This window comes from Rhizobium sp. KDH_Rht_773_N, from assembly GCF_052946295.1.
Genome location: NZ_CM129525.1, coordinates 1404262 through 1419621, shown reverse-complemented (window position 1 = coordinate 1419621; position 15360 = coordinate 1404262). Strand labels below are relative to the sequence as shown.

Sequence of the window (15360 nt, the reverse complement as noted above, 5' to 3'; positions counted from 1 at the left end):
AGCGCTTTCCCATCATGATATGGTCGGGCTATGGAAATGGGAAACTGCGGATGGACCTGATCGGGGAGGAACGCATCGCCGCGCCGCGCGATGTCGTCTGGGCTGCCATGAACGATCCCGATATTGTCAGGCAATGCATTCCCGGTTGCCAGAGCGTCGAAAAGCTGTCGTCCACGCAGTTCCTGGCAACCGTCAAAGTCGGTTTCGGCCTGTTTTCGGTGACGTTCGAAGGCGAGATTCGGCTTTCGAATGTCGATGCGCCCCGCAGCTACACGATCGCTGCCGAAGGGCGGGGCGGCATTGCCGGCTTTGCCAGGGGCGAGGCCGATGTCACCCTGGTGGATGAGGGCCTTCACACGCTGCTGCGGTATGAGGCCGACGGCGATACCGGCGGCCGGCTTGCCGAGATCGGCGGCAGATTGATCCGCGCCACGCTTGAGAAACTCGCCCGCCGCTTCTGGGGAAATTTCAACGCCGCCGTTGTTGGAAAGGCCGCAGGCTAGGCACCATGCACAATTCCTTTCACGCGACGTCCATGAACTGGAAGATCCGGCCGAGCCGCGCCGAAGATGCGATGGCGCTTGCGGAAATCTATCTGTCCGTCCGGCAGCAGACCTTCATCTGGGTCGATCCCGGCAAATTTCATCGGGAGGATTTTGCCGCCCACACCAATGGCGAAGTCGTCTCCGTCTGCGAGGCGCCTGACGGGAAGATAGCCGGCTTTCTCTCGATCTGGGAGGCGGATGACTTCATCCACATGCTCTATATCCTGCCCGAATTTCAGGGCAAAGGGGCAGGGAGCGCTTTGCTGCGATCGCTGCCCGGCTGGCCGCTTCACGCCTATCGGCTGAAATGCCTGGTCAACAATCGCCTCGCCAAAGCCTTCTATCTGGCGCACGGCTTCCACGTCATCGGCAGAGGCACGTCGAGCGAAGGCGACTATGAAGAGCTGAGTTTTCCGTCCGCCACCGCACGATAGCGGCAATCACCGCGAGGGCAGCTGTCCGGCGATTTCTTCGGCGCGCGTCTTGTGGCGGTCCGCCTCGCTCTGCCAGCGGATCGCTTCCCGGGCTTCCACGCGGGCGCGTTTGCGGTGTTTGCCCTGGTTGAACCAGGTCACGGCCGAGCCCACCAGCATGCCGATGATGAAGGCAATCAGCAGGAAGACGAAGAAGGGTGCGGCCAGCGAAAGAACCTGGTCCTCGGGCCGGAACGGATTGAAGGCAAGTGTCACGCTCTGCCGGTTGGCAACGCAGAAGATGATCAGGATGACGCCAAGCGGCAGCAAAATCAAAAGGTTGACGATCTTCTTGGCCATTTCGTTCTCCGCGCCGGTTTGGCGAAGGCAAGCTTCATGGACGCCAGAATAGAGGTGCGGCGGCGAAGTTCAAGTGCGGCTTGATGCCCGTTTGAGAGGATCAATCCTCTTCGTCGGCCTGTCCGGGGTTCAGGCGCTCGCGCAGTTCCTTGCCGGTCTTGAAGAAGGGAACCCACTTCTCCTCGACGAAGACGGTGTCGCCCGTGCGCGGGTTGCGGCCGGAACGGGAGGGACGGTTCTTGACCGAAAACGCGCCGAAGCCGCGCAGCTCGACGCGGTTGCCGGCGGCAAGCGCATCGGTGATCTCGTCGAGGACCGCGTTGACGATATTTTCCACATCGCGGTGGTAGAGATGCGGATTGCGTGCCGCAACAATCTGCACCAGTTCGGACTTGATCACGGTCGCCCCCTTAAATTATTGATTTCTTATTCAATCCTGGCCAACCTGCCAAACTGAAAGCAACCCGTCAAGGAGCAACTTTGGGGGTAGGATGCCGTTCAGATCCTGGCCTTTGACAAGATCACCATAACCGAGGATCGTAATCAACCGCGAAACAGCCCCTGCGAGCAGGAAGGACGTGTTGCGCTTCTTGTCCCAATCGACCATGGGCAGCTTGTCGCCGACATTTCGCGACGTCAGGTAGGCGCGGATTTCCGGTTCTCCGCCGATCGCGTCGATGAGTTTGACCTTGAGCGCCTGCCGGCCCGTGTAAATCGTGCCGTCGGCAAGCTTCAGCACCTCGTCGTGCGGCAACTTGCGTCTGTCGGCGACGAGGTTGACGAACCAGTCGTAGCTGTCGAGAACCATGTTGCGGATCATGGCCTTGGCTTCCTCGCTCGTGTTGTGGAACGGCGAGGGCTCGGCCTTGAGCGGGGAGGATTTGATCTCCTGCAGCGAGACGCCCAGCTTGTCGAGCAGCGGCTGGACCTGCGGATACTGGAAGATGACGCCGATCGAGCCGGTGATCGAGCTTTCGCCGGCGATGATCGTATCGCCCGCCGTCGCGATCATGTAGCCGGCGGATGCCGCAAGCGTCCTGACATCGGAGACGACGGGTTTCTTTTCCGCGATCGCCCGGATCGCCTTGAAGATCTTTTCGCCGCCATAGGTCGTTCCGCCGGGCGAGGAGATCGAAATGACGACCGCCTTGACCTGGTCGTTGTCCTTGATCTTTTCCAGCCGCTCGAGCAGCTCGTCGTCGTCGGTGATCAGCCCCGATATCGTCACATGGGCGATATGGGGGCGCGCGGTGCTGCTTCCGTCGAAGGCAAAATTGTAAAGCGCAAAGCCGAGCGCAACGAGCAGAACGACCGCGACAAGGCGCCAGAAGCCCAGCCTGCGGCGCAGCAGCCGACGGTCTGCGATGATCGAGCTGTCCATTCCAACCTCCAGAAACGAAGCCCGGCGGCGGTATTCCGCCGCTGGGAGATAAGGCGCAAGCTCCTTCCGGAAAATGCCCGGAAACCTGCTATTTTCGGTTTAGTTGCTTGTTGCAGAAAAAAATCCATATTGGCAAGCCAATGTAATAATGCGAAACGAACTGTGATTGGCGCCCGGCATTGCTATATAAGCGGCACGATCATCACACACGGACCAGGCATATGCTCGATACGATCAGGAACAACGGGAAGCCCGCATATGCTGGGCCAAAGGACAGCGCCTATGGCCTTGCCCGGTTCCATTCCGCGCGTGTTCGCCGCCTGAAGTTTTTGCTGCCGGTCGCAGCCCTGATTATTTCCCTCATCTTCATTGCGGTCTCGGTGATCCGCACCTACCTGCCGGAGACCATCAAGATCGAAGGCGCCAAGATCGAGAACGGCAAGGTCGTGATGGAAAAGCCGGCGATCGCCGGCCGCAACTCCGATGGCATCAATTATTCGATGCTCGCCGAACGCGCGCTGCAGGATATCCGCAATCCTGACTTCATCACGCTGGAGACGATCAAGGCTGCCGTGCCGATGAATGACGGCCTGATCGCGCGCGTCACGGCGGCGACGGCGGACTTCAACCGCGCCACCGACAAGTTGCACATGACCGCGCCCTTCACGCTCGTTTTGAGCAGCGGCCTCGTTGCGAATTTTCAGTCCGCCCATCTCGATATCAAGGGCGGAAACATGTCGACGGACGATCCCGTCAGAATTACCAAGGACAATGCTTCGATTGTTGCGCAGACCCTCAATATAACGGATAAGGGGCGCGTGATCACATTCGAGGGGAATGTTCGCATGAATGTTGATTCATCCACCATCCATAAACAGGGCACCTAAAGAGCCGGGTCACATGACAAAAGATTGTCGCATTTCAACTCGCAAGAACGGCGTAGCTTTCATTACCGGCGCGCTTGCCTTCGTCCTGTCGGTCGCGGGGGCGGCCGCCCAGTCGACGACGATGCCTGGCATGAAGCTTTCCAGCGATCAGCCGATCCAGATTGAAAGCAACAAGCTGGAAATCCACGACCAGGAACATACCGCGCTCTTTACCGGCGACGTCAAGGTCGTCCAGGGCACGACCACCCTGCAGGCCGGCAAGATGACGGTCTATTACAAGGACAAGGCAAAGCAGCCGCAAGCGGCCGGCGCCACGACACCTGCCGCCCAGCCGGCGGCCGAGCAATCGAACTCGCTCGCCTCCGGCAGCGCCGATATCGACAAGATCCTGGTGACGGACAAGGTCTACCTGACCTCCGGCACCCAGACGGCAACGGCCGATGACGGCAATTTCGATATGACCTCGCAGGTCTTTATCCTCACGGGCAAGAAGGTCGTGCTGACCGATGGCCCCAACGTCTTCACCGGCTGCCAGCTCACGGTTCACATGGCGACCGGCCAGGCAGAGCTTGAAAGCTGCGGTGGTCGTGTCCAGATTCAGCTCGATCCGAAATCGCAGCCGAGTCAGCAGCCAAAGCAGAACTGAGAAGTCGGCCTTTCACGTGAAATTATTCTCCTTATCAACCAAGTCCGGCGGGGCCGCGACGGAAGCTGCGGCCGCTCCCGTCGACAAGGCCCGTTATCAGGGAACGCTGATTGCCCGCGGTCTGACCAAGACCTATGCGACGCGTCGTGTCGTCAACGGCGTTTCGCTCGTCGTGCGGCGCGGTGAGGCGGTCGGCCTGCTGGGACCGAACGGCGCCGGCAAGACGACCTGTTTCTACATGATCACCGGCCTCGTGCCTGTTGACGAGGGAACGATCGAAATCGACGGCAACGACGTGACGACGATGCCCATGTATCGTCGCTCCCGCCTCGGTGTCGGCTACCTGCCGCAGGAAGCCTCGATTTTTCGCGGCCTGACGGTCGAGGAGAATATCCGCGCCGTCCTCGAGGTTCACGAAAAGGACAGGGCAACGCGCGAGCGCAAGCTCGACGAACTGCTTGAGGAATTTCACATCGCCAAGCTGCGCAAGAGCGCGGCCGTGGCTCTCTCCGGTGGCGAGCGCCGCCGCCTGGAAATCGCTCGCGCGCTGGCGACCGACCCGACTTTCATGCTGCTCGACGAGCCCTTTGCCGGTGTCGATCCGATCTCGGTTGCCGATATTCAGAACCTCGTGCATCATTTGACTGCACGCGGCATCGGCGTTCTTGTCACCGACCACAACGTGCGCGAGACGCTGGGGCTGATCGACCGGGCCTATATTATCCATGCCGGCGAAGTGCTGACCCATGGACGTGCGAACGATATCGTCAACAATCCGGAAGTGCGCCGGCTCTATCTGGGCGACAATTTCAGTCTCTGAACCAGTCCCGGACGACAGAAAATTACTGTCGCGGCATAGGTTCCGCTTGACCAAATAGGATAAAAAAGCAATTTTTGGGCCAACTCGGATTTCCGTGGCCTGAAGCCTTGCTCGGACGCGGTCTCCTGGAGGAATCGAGGGAGTTTCGCGTCCGCCATGGCCCTGTCTGCCAATCTTTTCCTGCGACAGAACCAGTCCCTGGTGATGACACCGCAACTGATGCAATCCATTCAGTTGCTGCAGATGACGCATGTCGAGCTCGCCCAGTTCATTGCCCAGGAAGTGGAGAAGAACCCTCTTCTGGAATTTCCGTCGGGCGAGGGCGAGGCCGGCGAGCGCGGCGAGCCTGCGGAAGAACCGTATTCCCAGCAGGCGGACGAGGCGGGCGAGGGCGAATACGAGGGTCGTGGCGAAACGCTGACCGGCGACTGGTACGACAATGGCAGCCCGAGCCGGCTGAGCGACGAACTTGACGCCAACTACACCAATGTCTTTCCCGATGACGGCGCGCCGCAGCGCCTCGATGCGCCGGAGCTCGTCAGCCAGTGGAAATCGATGCCGGGCAGCGCCGAAGGCGCCGACAATTACGATCTCGATGATTTCGTCGCCGGCCAGATCTCGCTGCGCGACCATCTTGCCCAACAGATACCCTTTATATTGCCTGACATGGCCGACCGCCTGATTGCCCAGAATCTGGTCGATCAGCTCGACGATGCCGGCTATCTGCAGGCCGATGTCGCCGAGGCCGGCGAACGTCTCGGCACCGATGCGGAGGATGTCGAGCGCGTGCTCTCGGCGCTGCAGACCCTCGATCCGCCTGGCGTCTTTGCCCGCAGCCTTGCCGAATGCCTGGCGATCCAGCTTCGCCAGAAGGATCGTTTCGATCCCGCCATGCGGGCACTGGTGGAAAATCTCGAATTGCTGGCGCGGCGAGACTTCGTCACCCTGAAGCGCCTCTGCGGTGTCGATGAGGAAGACCTTCTCGACATGCTCGCCGAAATCCGCCAGCTCAATCCGAAGCCGGGCAGCGGTTTCGAGGCCGGCGTTTCCGAGGCGATCATGCCCGACGTCGTGGTCCGCCCTTCATCGGACGGGGCCTGGCTGGTCGAACTCAATCCGGATACGCTGCCGCGGGTGCTCGTCAACCAGTCCTATTTTTCGCGCGTGGCGAAGAACGGCGAGGATCACGCCTTCCTCTCCGAGTGCCTGCAGAGCGCCAACTGGCTGACGCGCAGCCTGGACCAGCGGGCCAAGACCATCATGAAGGTCGCAAGCGAGATCGTGCGCCAGCAGGATGCCTTTCTCGTGCACGGCGTCGATCATCTGCGGCCGCTGAACCTGAAGACGGTGGCCGAAGCGATCAAGATGCATGAATCGACCGTCAGCCGTGTCACCTCGAACAAATATATGCTGACGCCGCGCGGCCTTTTCGAGCTGAAATATTTCTTCACGGTTTCGATCAGCGCCGTCGAGGGTGGCGACAGTCACTCCGCCGAAGCCGTTCGCCACAAGATCCGCACGCTCATCCTGCAGGAGAGCCCCGATGCGGTGCTTTCCGACGACGACATCGTCGATATGCTCAAGCAGGGCGGGATCGACCTCGCCCGTCGCACCGTCGCCAAATACCGGGAGGCGATGAACATCGCCTCTTCCGTCCAGCGCCGCAGGGAAAAGCGTGCGCTGGCCAAGGTCGCCGGTTTCTGAGGCGCAACGCAGGCGCGAATCGTCGGCCGGTGCCTTGAGTTGCGGGTCGCTTAAACATCCCAATTTATGGGGATTTTCATTGCACGTTTTCCGCGTATGCTTGTCGTCGCCTCGCCGGGCTCTTGACTTTCCGGGGTGCTGTCGCTAGAAGCCCGCCGCAATCGGAGCGGCGAAGGGCGTCCGGACATTATCCCCATCATCCTCAGGGCACCAGGGACGCGCGGACTTCAGCCGATCTTGCTTGAGATTGCGCGAAGTGCTTGGATGAGGTTGAGGCTTGGCGTAAACTGATACTCGCAAACTACATAAGAAGGGAAACTCCATGAGTGTGCGTGTATCCGGTAAACATATGGAAATTGGTGACTCCTTCCGTCAAAAGATCGAGGACCAAATCGGTTTGGCCGTCACGAAATACTTCGACGGGGGATATTCCGGTCAGGTGATCGTGGAAAAGTCGAGTTCTCGCTTTTCCGCCGATTGCAAGCTTCATCTCGACAGCGGCGTCGTGCTGCATGCGGCAGGCGAGGCCATGGACCCGCAGCTTGCCTTCGATGCGGCATCCGAGCGGATCGAGAAGCGCCTGCGCCGCTATAAGCGGAAGCTCAAGGATCACCACGCCGGAAATCACCTGAACGGTAACGGCTTCGCGGAAGTCGCCTACACCGTCATGGACGCGGTTCCCGATCACGAAGACGAGGTCCCGGACGATTTCGCTCCGGCCATCGTTGCCGAAAGCACCAAGCAGCTCAAGACGATGTCCGTCGCAACCGCAGTCATGGCGCTCGACATGACCGACGAGCCGCTCCTCCTGTTCCGCAGCCCCGGCAAGGAACAGCTCAACATCGTTTACCGTCGTCACGACGGAAATATTGGCTGGATCGATTCGGCCAATATCAAAGGCTGAAGTCAGAACGGGGAGGCGGCGCAACCGCCGCTTCCTCCGCTGCCTGAATTCGGCGACAGAAGGAAAAAGAAATGGCATTGGCAGATTTGCTGCACCAGGATGCGATCATTCCCGCCCTCAGGGTAAATTCCAAGAAACAGTTGCTTCAGGAATTGGCAGCAAAAGCCTCCAGGATCACGGGGCTTTCCGAGCGGGAAATCTTCGACGTCATCCTGCAGCGCGAGCGCCTGGGTTCGACCGGCGTCGGCAACGGCATCGCCATCCCCCACGGCAAGCTCACCAATATTCACTCCATCGTCGGCATCTTCGCCCGGCTGGAACAGCCGGTCGATTTCGAAGCGCTGGACGATCAGCCGGTCGATCTGGTCTTCCTGCTTCTGGCGCCGGAAGGCGCCGGCGCCGATCACCTGAAGGCGCTTTCGCGCATCGCCCGCGTGCTGCGCGACCACGATCTGGTCGCCAAGCTGCGCGCGACCGAGTCCGCCTCGGCGATCTACGCCTTCCTCAACGAGGAGCAGACGTCGAACGCCGCTTGAGGCTTGGCGGCTGTCCGCAATGAAAAAAGGTGCCTGGGAGATCAGGCGCCTTTGTCATGTCATGCGACCGGCAATCAGAACTCTTCCCAATTGTCCTGAGCGACGGCGGCCGAGCCGCGCGACTGGGCAACGGCCCGGCGCGGTGCGGGCGCGGCGGGCCGCGCCGCCGGAGCGGCTGCCGGTGCGCGCATCTGCTGCGCGGTGGAGCGCAGCGCAGCGGCACTGCCCTGGCCGGAGACGCGGAAGCGGGCGACCAGCGCCTTCAGCGTCTGGGCCTCGTCATTCAGCGTGACGCTGGCTGCGGTGGCTTCTTCCACCATCGCCGCGTTCTGCTGCGTGACCTGATCCATCTGGTTCATGGCCTGGTTGATTTCCTTCAGCCCGACGGCCTGTTCGCTGGCCGATGCCGAGATCTGGCGGATGAGGCCGTTGATGCTCATCACCTGCTCGGCGATCTTGTGCAGCGTATCGCCGGCGCGACCGACGAGATCGACGCCTTCCTTGACCTGCACGGCCGAGGTATTGATGAGCGTCTTGATCTCCTTGGCGGCGTTGGCCGAACGCTGGGCGAGTTCGCGCACTTCCTGGGCGACGACCGCAAAGCCCTTGCCGGCTTCACCGGCACGCGCGGCCTCGACACCGGCGTTGAGCGCCAAGAGGTTGGTCTGGAAGGCGATCTCGTCGATGACGCCGATAATGCGCGACACCTCGGTCGAGGATTGTTCGATGCCGTGCATGGAGGCGATCGCCTTCTTGACGACCTCGCCCGACTTCTCGGCGTCCTCGCAGGCAAGATTGACGTTGTCGGCCGCCGTGCGGGCGTTTTCGGCGCTGGAATTGACCTGTGCGGTCAGCTCGTTGAGCGCCGCCGCGGTTTCTTCCAGGCTCGCCGCCTGCTGCTCGGTCCGCTTGGCGAGGTCGGAGGCGCTGTTGCTGATTTCGCCCGTGCCGGAGCCGATGTTAGCGACGCTGAGGTTCATCGTGTTGATCGTTTCCTCAAGGCTCGCGAGCGCGGCGTTGAAGTCCTGCTTCAGCTTGCCGTATTCGCCGGGGAAATCCTCGGTGATGCGGTGGCTGAGATTGCCCTGCGACAGTTCCGAGAGGCCGGCGCCGACGATCGAGACGATGTGGCGCTGCAGGCTGACCGACTGCTGGCGCTCCGATTCCGAACGGCCGCGTTCGGCTTCGGCGGCAAGGCGCTGGTTGTCGGCTTCGGCTTCGAGGCGCTGCGTATCGGCCAGCGCGAAGCGGAAGCCTTCGAGCGCCTTGGCGACCGAGCCGATTTCGTCGGCGCGGTTCTGGCCGGCGACCGCTTCGTCATATTTGCCGTCGCTGAGCGCCTTGACGCTGGAAACGAGGCCGCCGAGCGGGCGCTGAACCAGCGAACGGACGGCGAAGTAGAGGGCGAGCAGCACGGCGCCGAGCACGATGATGCCGTTGACGATCATCATCGCGGTCTGGTCCTGAACCGGCGCGTTCATCGCCGCGTGCGGGACGTCGACGAGCACGACCCAGGTGGCGTTCAGGCCGGGAACCGAGAAGGGATAGATGACGCGGTCGAACGGATCGAGCCCGTCGAAGCTGAGGTTCTTGACGAGGCCGATCTGCTTGGAAGAAAGCGCAGCCTTCACGTCCGCGGCACCGGGGCTGTCGCCATAGGGCTTCGACATCAGATCCGGAAGCGGAGCGACGATCCAGTTGCCGTTCTGGGCGATCAGCGTCACCCGGCCCGTACCGAAGGGACGCAGCGCCTGAACCTTGTCGGTCAGCGATTTCAGCGAAATGTCGACGCCTTCCACACCGATCATCTTGCCGCCCGACATGACCGGATAGGCGATCGAGGTCAACAGCGTCGGCACATCGGTGCCTTCGGCAAGATAAGGCGCGGTGATGGCGCCCTTGCCGCTGTCGGCGGCGAGCTTCCACCATTCGGCGGTATAGTCGTTGTCGAAGGTCGAGAACTGGATGTCGCCGGTCTTGGTCTTCGACCAGTAGGGCGTGAAGGCGCCGACCTTGTTGGTGCCCTCGTCGTTGTTGTTGGCGATCTCGGTGGTCTTGCCGTCGAAGGCGCCAAGCTGCTCGCAGAACCAGCTGCCGAAGGCGAAGGCGTTCTGTTCGAGATTGGCCTTCAGAATGTTGATGATGCCCTTGCGGTCGAGCAGCTTGCTCTCATGTCCTCGTCCGACGACACCCGACATGGTGCGGGCTGCGCTCGCAAGCTCGCCCACATTGGCAGCGATCTCGTTGGCGATCGACTTGGCTTCCGAATTGGCCTGGTCCAGCGTGAGGGTCTGAACGCGGCTGCGGGTCTGGTCGATGAGGAAAAGGTTCGAAACAACAAGCACCAGCGCGATGGCGGCACCGGTAATGACAATCAGTTTCGCCGCAAGCGATTTCATTCTGAAAATGAACATGTGTTCCTCGGGCAGGGACGCGCCGAAGGGCCATTCTTCGGCACAGCGGGTAAGACACGTTCCGTCATGGAACAGCCACGGGTTGAGGCGCCTCGAAGATGGACGAGGGCGATCTCAAGAATGATCGCCGGAAATCTCTTAAATTTGAATGAAATTTGCTATGTTTCGGCAGCAAAACCGGCACACCACCCCAAAGCTAAGGGTGGTGTTTCATGGACTGTTCGCGGTTAGACTGGATTATATTCTGTCTGCGACTTCGGCGGCGAGCGGGATAGACGGTTGCGCGCCCGGTTTCAGGCAGGCAAGCGAGCCGGCGACGGCGGCGCGGCGCAGGGCCGAGCCGAAATCCAGTCCCTCGTCGAGGCTCGCGGCGAAGTAACCGCAGAACGTATCGCCGGCGCCGACAGTATCGACAGGTTCGATGACAAGGCCCTGTGCGCGGGATATCTGGCCGTCGCGAATCGCGATGACACCGTCGCCGCCGAGCGTGACGATCAAGGTCTGGCCTGTCTGCGCGTGCAGCCGCTCCAGTGCCGCTTCGCGATCGCCGGCGCTCATGTTCTCCTGTCCCGCGAGCCGCTCGAATTCGGTCTCGTTGGCAATCACGATATCGGCCAGCCGCCCGAGGCGCGGTGCGTCCGGGATAAGCGGCGCGAGATTGAGAATGCTGGTAATGCCCCTGGCGCGGGAGGCGGCCAGCGCGCGCTCGACCGCTTCGACGGGAACCTCGAGTTGCAGCATGAGAATATCGCCTTGGTCCATGGCGTTGACGGCTGCCTCGGCATTGTCGCCGCTGACCTTGCCGTTCGCGCCCGGAATGACGGCGATCATGTTCTCGCCGTCGCCGCCCACCAGAATGAGAGCCGTGCCTGTCGGCCCCTCGACGCGGCTGACACGGGAAAGATCGGTGCCGGCCCCGTCAAGAAGCTCGAGCGCGCCTTCGGCAAAGGCATCCTTGCCGACAGCACCCGCCATGTGGACATAGCGGCCTGCCCGCCGCGCGGCGAGCGCCTGATTGGCGCCCTTGCCGCCGGCCGCCGTTGCAAAGCTGTTGCCGGCAACCGTTTCGCCCGGTTTCGGCAGGCGCTCGGTGGTCGCGATGAGGTCCATGTTGATGGAGCCGAAAACTGTAATCATGGAATGTCGTCCCTTGCTTCGGGCCGCGACACTGCCGAAGCGATCACTCTTCGTCAACCACCCTGAGCTTCAGCAACCCGGTCCGGCTTTCGACGGATTTAGGCGGGGCCTCGTTCTCGCGGGCCGGCCTGCCGTCGCCGCCCTCGAATTCCAGCGCCTCGATCTTCGCGCCGCGCTTGGTCAGCTTGTCCGCCGAAGTGATGATCTGGTCCACGTCGCGCTGCGTCTGCGAGAAATGGCCCTGCAGTTTGCGCACGCGCTCGTCGAGCCGGCCAAGGTCGTCCATCAGAAGGGCGACCTCGCCCTGAATGACATGCGCTTGCGCCCGCATGCGCTGGTCCTTCAATACGGCCTGGATCACCTGGATCGACAGCATCAGCAGCGAAGGCGAAACGATGACGACGCGCGCGCGGTGCGCCTTCTGCACGATCGCTTCGAAATTCTCGTGGATTTCCGCGAAGATCGATTCCGAGGGAACGAAGAGGAAGGCCGTGTCCTGCGTTTCGCCCTGGATGAGGTATTTGTCGGAAATATCCTTGATGTGGATGTCCATGTCGCGGCGGAATTGCTGGGCGGCAAGCTTGCCGGCATCGGCGCTGCCGGCGTCGCGGATCGCATTCCAGGCCTCCAGCGGAAATTTGGCGTCGATCACCAGCGGCGGGGCGCCGTTCGGCATCCGGATCGTGCAGTCCGGCCGCGAGCCGTTCGAAAGCGTCTGCTGGAAGGCATAGGCGCCCATCGGCAATCCGTCGGCGACGATCGTTTCCATGCGGGACTGGCCGAAGGCGCCGCGCGTCTGTTTGTTGGAAAGGATCGCCTGCAGCCCGACGACATCCTTGGCGAGCGTCTGAATATTGCTTTGGGCCGCATCGATGACGGCCAGGCGCTCCTGCAGCTTCTGCAGGTTGTCATGCGTCGATTTCGTCTGCTCGGTCAATGTCGAGCTCATGCGCTGCGACATGCCGTCGAGCCGCTGGTTGATCGCCTGGTTGAGCTCGGCCTGCCGCGCGCCGAAAACCTCCGCCATCGTCGAAATGCGCCCCTGCATTTCCGCCTGGATTTTCAGAAGCTCGGCCATGCGTGCGTCGCTTTCGGCGGCGCGCAGATTGGCCTCTTCCGCCTCCTCGCGGCGAATGCCGGCATTGCGCAGCGCAAACACGATCGTCGCGAGAATGATGACGGCAAGTGCTCCGCCGGCAAGCGCAAGCACGCCCGGGCTCAGCATGGGCAGGGAAATGGTGAGTGAGTCGGCTGTCGTGGTCATGCCGCACCATAACAAAAACTGCGCGGATATCCAGATCAAACCGTGAACAATCCACCACGGCCTGTTGCAGGCCGTCGCGCTACCTCGCTGTAACGGAAGAAAAATTAGCGGCCGCACTTAACGATTGCTAAACCATATTCGCCAAATCTGGCGTGGAAATTTCCCTCCGCATTCGCGCCAGACAAGAGATCCCCATGACTTCCCAACAGACCGATAACGCCCTTAGGCAGCGCCTTGACTTCATTGAGCTTGACGATGAGGCACGCAAGAACCTGCGGGAGTTGCGGCCGACGATCTCGGAACTGCTCGGAGGCGCCCTGGACAAGTTCTACGGCAAGCTTGCCAAGACGCCGGCCGTCGCGGGCTTCTTTTCCGACAAGGCCCATATGAGCCACGCCAAGAAGCGCCAGCAGGAACATTGGGGCAATCTGTCCGGCGGCAATTTCGACCAGAGCTATGTGAACGGCGTCACGGCCATCGGCCGCACCCATGCCCGCATCGGCCTGGAGCCGCGCTGGTATATCGGCGGTTATGCGCTCGTCATGTCCGAGCTTGTCCGCGGCCTGATGGAGAAGCAGTGGCCCTCGCTCTTCGCGCGCCAGCACGGAAAGGCGCTCGCCGAAAAGCTGACCGCCGTCATCAAGGCGGCGATGCTCGACATGGACTATTCGATCTCGGTCTATCTCGATGCGCTCGAGGAAAAGCGCCGCGTGCTGGAAGAGGAGCGTGCCCGCGCGGCAGCCGATCAGGCGCTGGCGCTGGAACATCTGCGCCGCGGCCTCGAAGCCCTGTCGCGCGGCGATCTCGAAGCCACGCTTCCCTCCGACCTGCCCGGCGATTTCAAGGCGATGGCCGAGGATTACAACAGGGCCGTCGGCGCGCTGCGCGATTCCTTCACCTCCGTGCGCACCACGTCCAGCCACATTCTCGGCGGCGCCGATGTGATCTCCAAGGCCAGCGACGATCTCGCCCTGCGCACCGCCCAGCAGGCCGCCGGCGTCGAGGAAAGCTCGGCCGCCCTGCAGCAGCTCTCCGTCAGCGTCAGCCAGACCGCCGCCAATGCCGAGAAGGCCTCCGGCGCCGTGCGCGAAACGCAGGAGAAGGCCAAGAATTCCGGCGAACTCGTCACCAGCGCCGTTTCGGCGATGGCCGGCATCGAGAAGTCCTCCACCGAGATCGCCAAGATCATCGGCGTCATCGATGAGATCGCCTTCCAGACCAACCTGCTGGCGCTCAATGCCGGCGTCGAGGCGGCACGCGCCGGTGATGCCGGCAAGGGCTTTGCCGTCGTCGCGCAGGAAGTCCGCCAGCTGGCCCAGCGCACGGCAGATGCGGCCAAGGAGATCAAGAACCTGATTTCCGAAAGCTCGACGCAGGTGAACGAAGGCGTCAACATCGTCAGCAGCACCGGCGAGGCGCTGAGCGACATGATCAGCCGCATCGATATCATCAACAGTTTCGTTGCCGATATCGCCGCCGCCGCCCGCGATCAGGCGACCGGCGTGAACGAGGTCAGCGTCGCGATCCGCAACATGGACACCATCACCCAGCAGAATTCCGGCATGGTGGAGCGCACGTCGGCCGAGACCCGCAGGCTGAAGGACGAGGTGGAGAACCTCATCGAGCTGCTGCAGCGTTTCCGTGCCCGCGCCGAAAGCCGGCCCGCCACCGGTGCGGCTCGCCGCGCGGCCTGAATAATCCTCCCAAAATCCCTGGGCAGGCTGCAAAAAACCGCAATCCCTGCCCGGCGGATGATTCCCTAGTGTGAAAAGATGCGTTATGGGAACGCCATGACCATCAAGCCACTCATCATTCTTCCCGATCCCGTCCTCCGCCAGGTTTCCAAGCCGATCGAGCGGGTCGATGCCGATCTCCAGCGCCTGTCCGACGACATGCTGGAGACGATGTATGACGCGCCGGGCATCGGCCTTGCCGCGATCCAGATCGGCGTTGCCCGCCGCATGCTCGTCATCGATCTTTCGAAGGAAGGCGAGGAGAAGCAGCCGCTCGTCTTCATCAATCCGGAGATCGTCAGCTCCTCCGACGAACGTTCCGTCTACGAGGAAGGCTGCCTGTCCATTCCCGACTATTATGCGGAGGTCGAACGCCCCGCCAAAGTCACGGTCAACTATCTGGACCGCGACGGCAAGGAACAGAGCGTCGAGGCCGACGGGCTTCTCGCGACCTGTCTCCAGCACGAGATCGATCACCTGAACGGCGTGCTCTTCATCGATCATATCTCGCGGCTGAAGCGTGAGATGGTAATCAAGAAGTTCACCAAGGCGGCCAAATCCAAGGCGCTCTGAACGGGCCGACGGCGGCGCTGCGGAAGAATTCGAGGGGCTTGAT

The 15360-nt window shown here is 61.7% G+C and carries 16 protein-coding genes; 10 read left to right on the top strand and 6 right to left on the bottom strand.

What is annotated here, in order from left to right; genetic code table 11:
* Window positions 1–50: 50 nt before the first annotated feature.
* Both ACU8HS_RS07260 and ACU8HS_RS07255 read left to right on the top strand, forming a co-directional pair.
* The gene (locus tag ACU8HS_RS07260; protein ID WP_447015678.1) at window positions 51–503 is read left to right on the top strand and encodes a CoxG family protein; all 453 of its coding nucleotides are present in this window, start codon (window positions 51–53) and stop codon (window positions 501–503) included.
* A 32-nt stretch (window positions 504–535) separates the two neighbouring features.
* A complete protein-coding gene (locus ACU8HS_RS07255; RefSeq protein ID WP_447015887.1) occupies window positions 536–979 on the top strand; it encodes an N-acetyltransferase family protein in 444 nt (147 codons plus the stop codon).
* Between the two features lie 6 nt (window positions 980–985).
* On the opposite strand, the gene ACU8HS_RS07250 is transcribed toward ACU8HS_RS07255, so the two are convergent.
* The 3 genes from ACU8HS_RS07250 to sppA form a co-directional block, all read right to left on the bottom strand.
* Window positions 986–1318, bottom strand: coding sequence for a LapA family protein (locus tag ACU8HS_RS07250; protein ID WP_112565371.1), 333 nt, complete (start codon window positions 1316–1318; stop codon window positions 986–988).
* 100 nt (window positions 1319–1418) lie between these two features.
* Window positions 1419–1718, bottom strand: a complete 300-nt coding sequence (locus ACU8HS_RS07245; RefSeq protein WP_003544934.1) for an integration host factor subunit beta — start codon at window positions 1716–1718, stop codon at window positions 1419–1421.
* Window positions 1719–1748: 30 nt separating this feature from the next.
* Window positions 1749–2699 carry a signal peptide peptidase SppA gene (gene sppA / locus ACU8HS_RS07240; protein WP_112705081.1) on the bottom strand — a complete coding sequence of 317 codons (951 nt, stop codon included), beginning with the start codon at window positions 2697–2699 and terminating at the stop codon, window positions 1749–1751.
* A gap of 221 nt (window positions 2700–2920) precedes the next feature.
* On the opposite strand from sppA, the gene lptC reads away from it, so the two are divergent.
* The 6 genes from lptC to ptsN all read left to right on the top strand — a co-directional run bounded on the left by lptC (window position 2921) and on the right by ptsN (window position 8196).
* Window positions 2921–3586, top strand: coding sequence for an LPS export ABC transporter periplasmic protein LptC (gene lptC, locus ACU8HS_RS07235; RefSeq protein ID WP_112565375.1), 666 nt, complete (start codon window positions 2921–2923; stop codon window positions 3584–3586).
* 13 nt (window positions 3587–3599) lie between these two features.
* Window positions 3600–4232: an LptA/OstA family protein gene (locus tag ACU8HS_RS07230; RefSeq protein WP_112705080.1), complete on the top strand. Its 633-nt coding sequence runs from the start codon at window positions 3600–3602 to the stop codon at window positions 4230–4232.
* Window positions 4233–4248: 16 nt separating this feature from the next.
* Window positions 4249–5052 carry an LPS export ABC transporter ATP-binding protein gene (gene lptB, locus ACU8HS_RS07225; RefSeq protein ID WP_112705079.1) on the top strand — a complete coding sequence of 268 codons (804 nt, stop codon included), beginning with the start codon at window positions 4249–4251 and terminating at the stop codon, window positions 5050–5052.
* 156 nt (window positions 5053–5208) lie between these two features.
* Entirely contained in the window at window positions 5209–6756 is a 1548-nt protein-coding gene (rpoN, locus tag ACU8HS_RS07220) for an RNA polymerase factor sigma-54 (protein ID WP_112753941.1), read from the top strand.
* Window positions 6757–7078: 322 nt separating this feature from the next.
* Window positions 7079–7660: a ribosome hibernation-promoting factor, HPF/YfiA family gene (gene hpf / locus ACU8HS_RS07215; RefSeq protein WP_112565383.1), complete on the top strand. Its 582-nt coding sequence runs from the start codon at window positions 7079–7081 to the stop codon at window positions 7658–7660.
* 71 nt (window positions 7661–7731) lie between these two features.
* The gene (gene ptsN / locus ACU8HS_RS07210; protein WP_112565385.1) at window positions 7732–8196 is read left to right on the top strand and encodes a PTS IIA-like nitrogen regulatory protein PtsN; all 465 of its coding nucleotides are present in this window, start codon (window positions 7732–7734) and stop codon (window positions 8194–8196) included.
* A 74-nt stretch (window positions 8197–8270) separates the two neighbouring features.
* Here the strand turns inward: ptsN and ACU8HS_RS07205 are convergent, their stop codons facing one another.
* The 3 genes from ACU8HS_RS07205 to ACU8HS_RS07195 all read right to left on the bottom strand — a co-directional run bounded on the left by ACU8HS_RS07205 (window position 8271) and on the right by ACU8HS_RS07195 (window position 13011).
* On the bottom strand, window positions 8271–10610 hold the full coding sequence (locus ACU8HS_RS07205) for a methyl-accepting chemotaxis protein (RefSeq protein WP_112753939.1): 2340 nt from the start codon (window positions 10608–10610) through the stop codon (window positions 8271–8273).
* A gap of 237 nt (window positions 10611–10847) precedes the next feature.
* The gene (locus ACU8HS_RS07200) at window positions 10848–11747 is read right to left on the bottom strand and encodes a ribokinase (RefSeq protein ID WP_112565389.1); all 900 of its coding nucleotides are present in this window, start codon (window positions 11745–11747) and stop codon (window positions 10848–10850) included.
* Window positions 11748–11790: 43 nt separating this feature from the next.
* The gene (locus tag ACU8HS_RS07195; RefSeq protein WP_112565391.1) at window positions 11791–13011 is read right to left on the bottom strand and encodes a DNA recombination protein RmuC; all 1221 of its coding nucleotides are present in this window, start codon (window positions 13009–13011) and stop codon (window positions 11791–11793) included.
* Between the two features lie 194 nt (window positions 13012–13205).
* Between ACU8HS_RS07195 and ACU8HS_RS07190 the strand changes: the two genes are divergently transcribed.
* A complete protein-coding gene (locus tag ACU8HS_RS07190; protein WP_112753937.1) occupies window positions 13206–14705 on the top strand; it encodes a globin-coupled sensor protein in 1500 nt (499 codons plus the stop codon).
* Between the two features lie 96 nt (window positions 14706–14801).
* Window positions 14802–15317: a peptide deformylase gene (def, locus tag ACU8HS_RS07185; RefSeq protein WP_112565395.1), complete on the top strand. Its 516-nt coding sequence runs from the start codon at window positions 14802–14804 to the stop codon at window positions 15315–15317.
* Window positions 15318–15360: the final 43 nt, after the last annotated feature.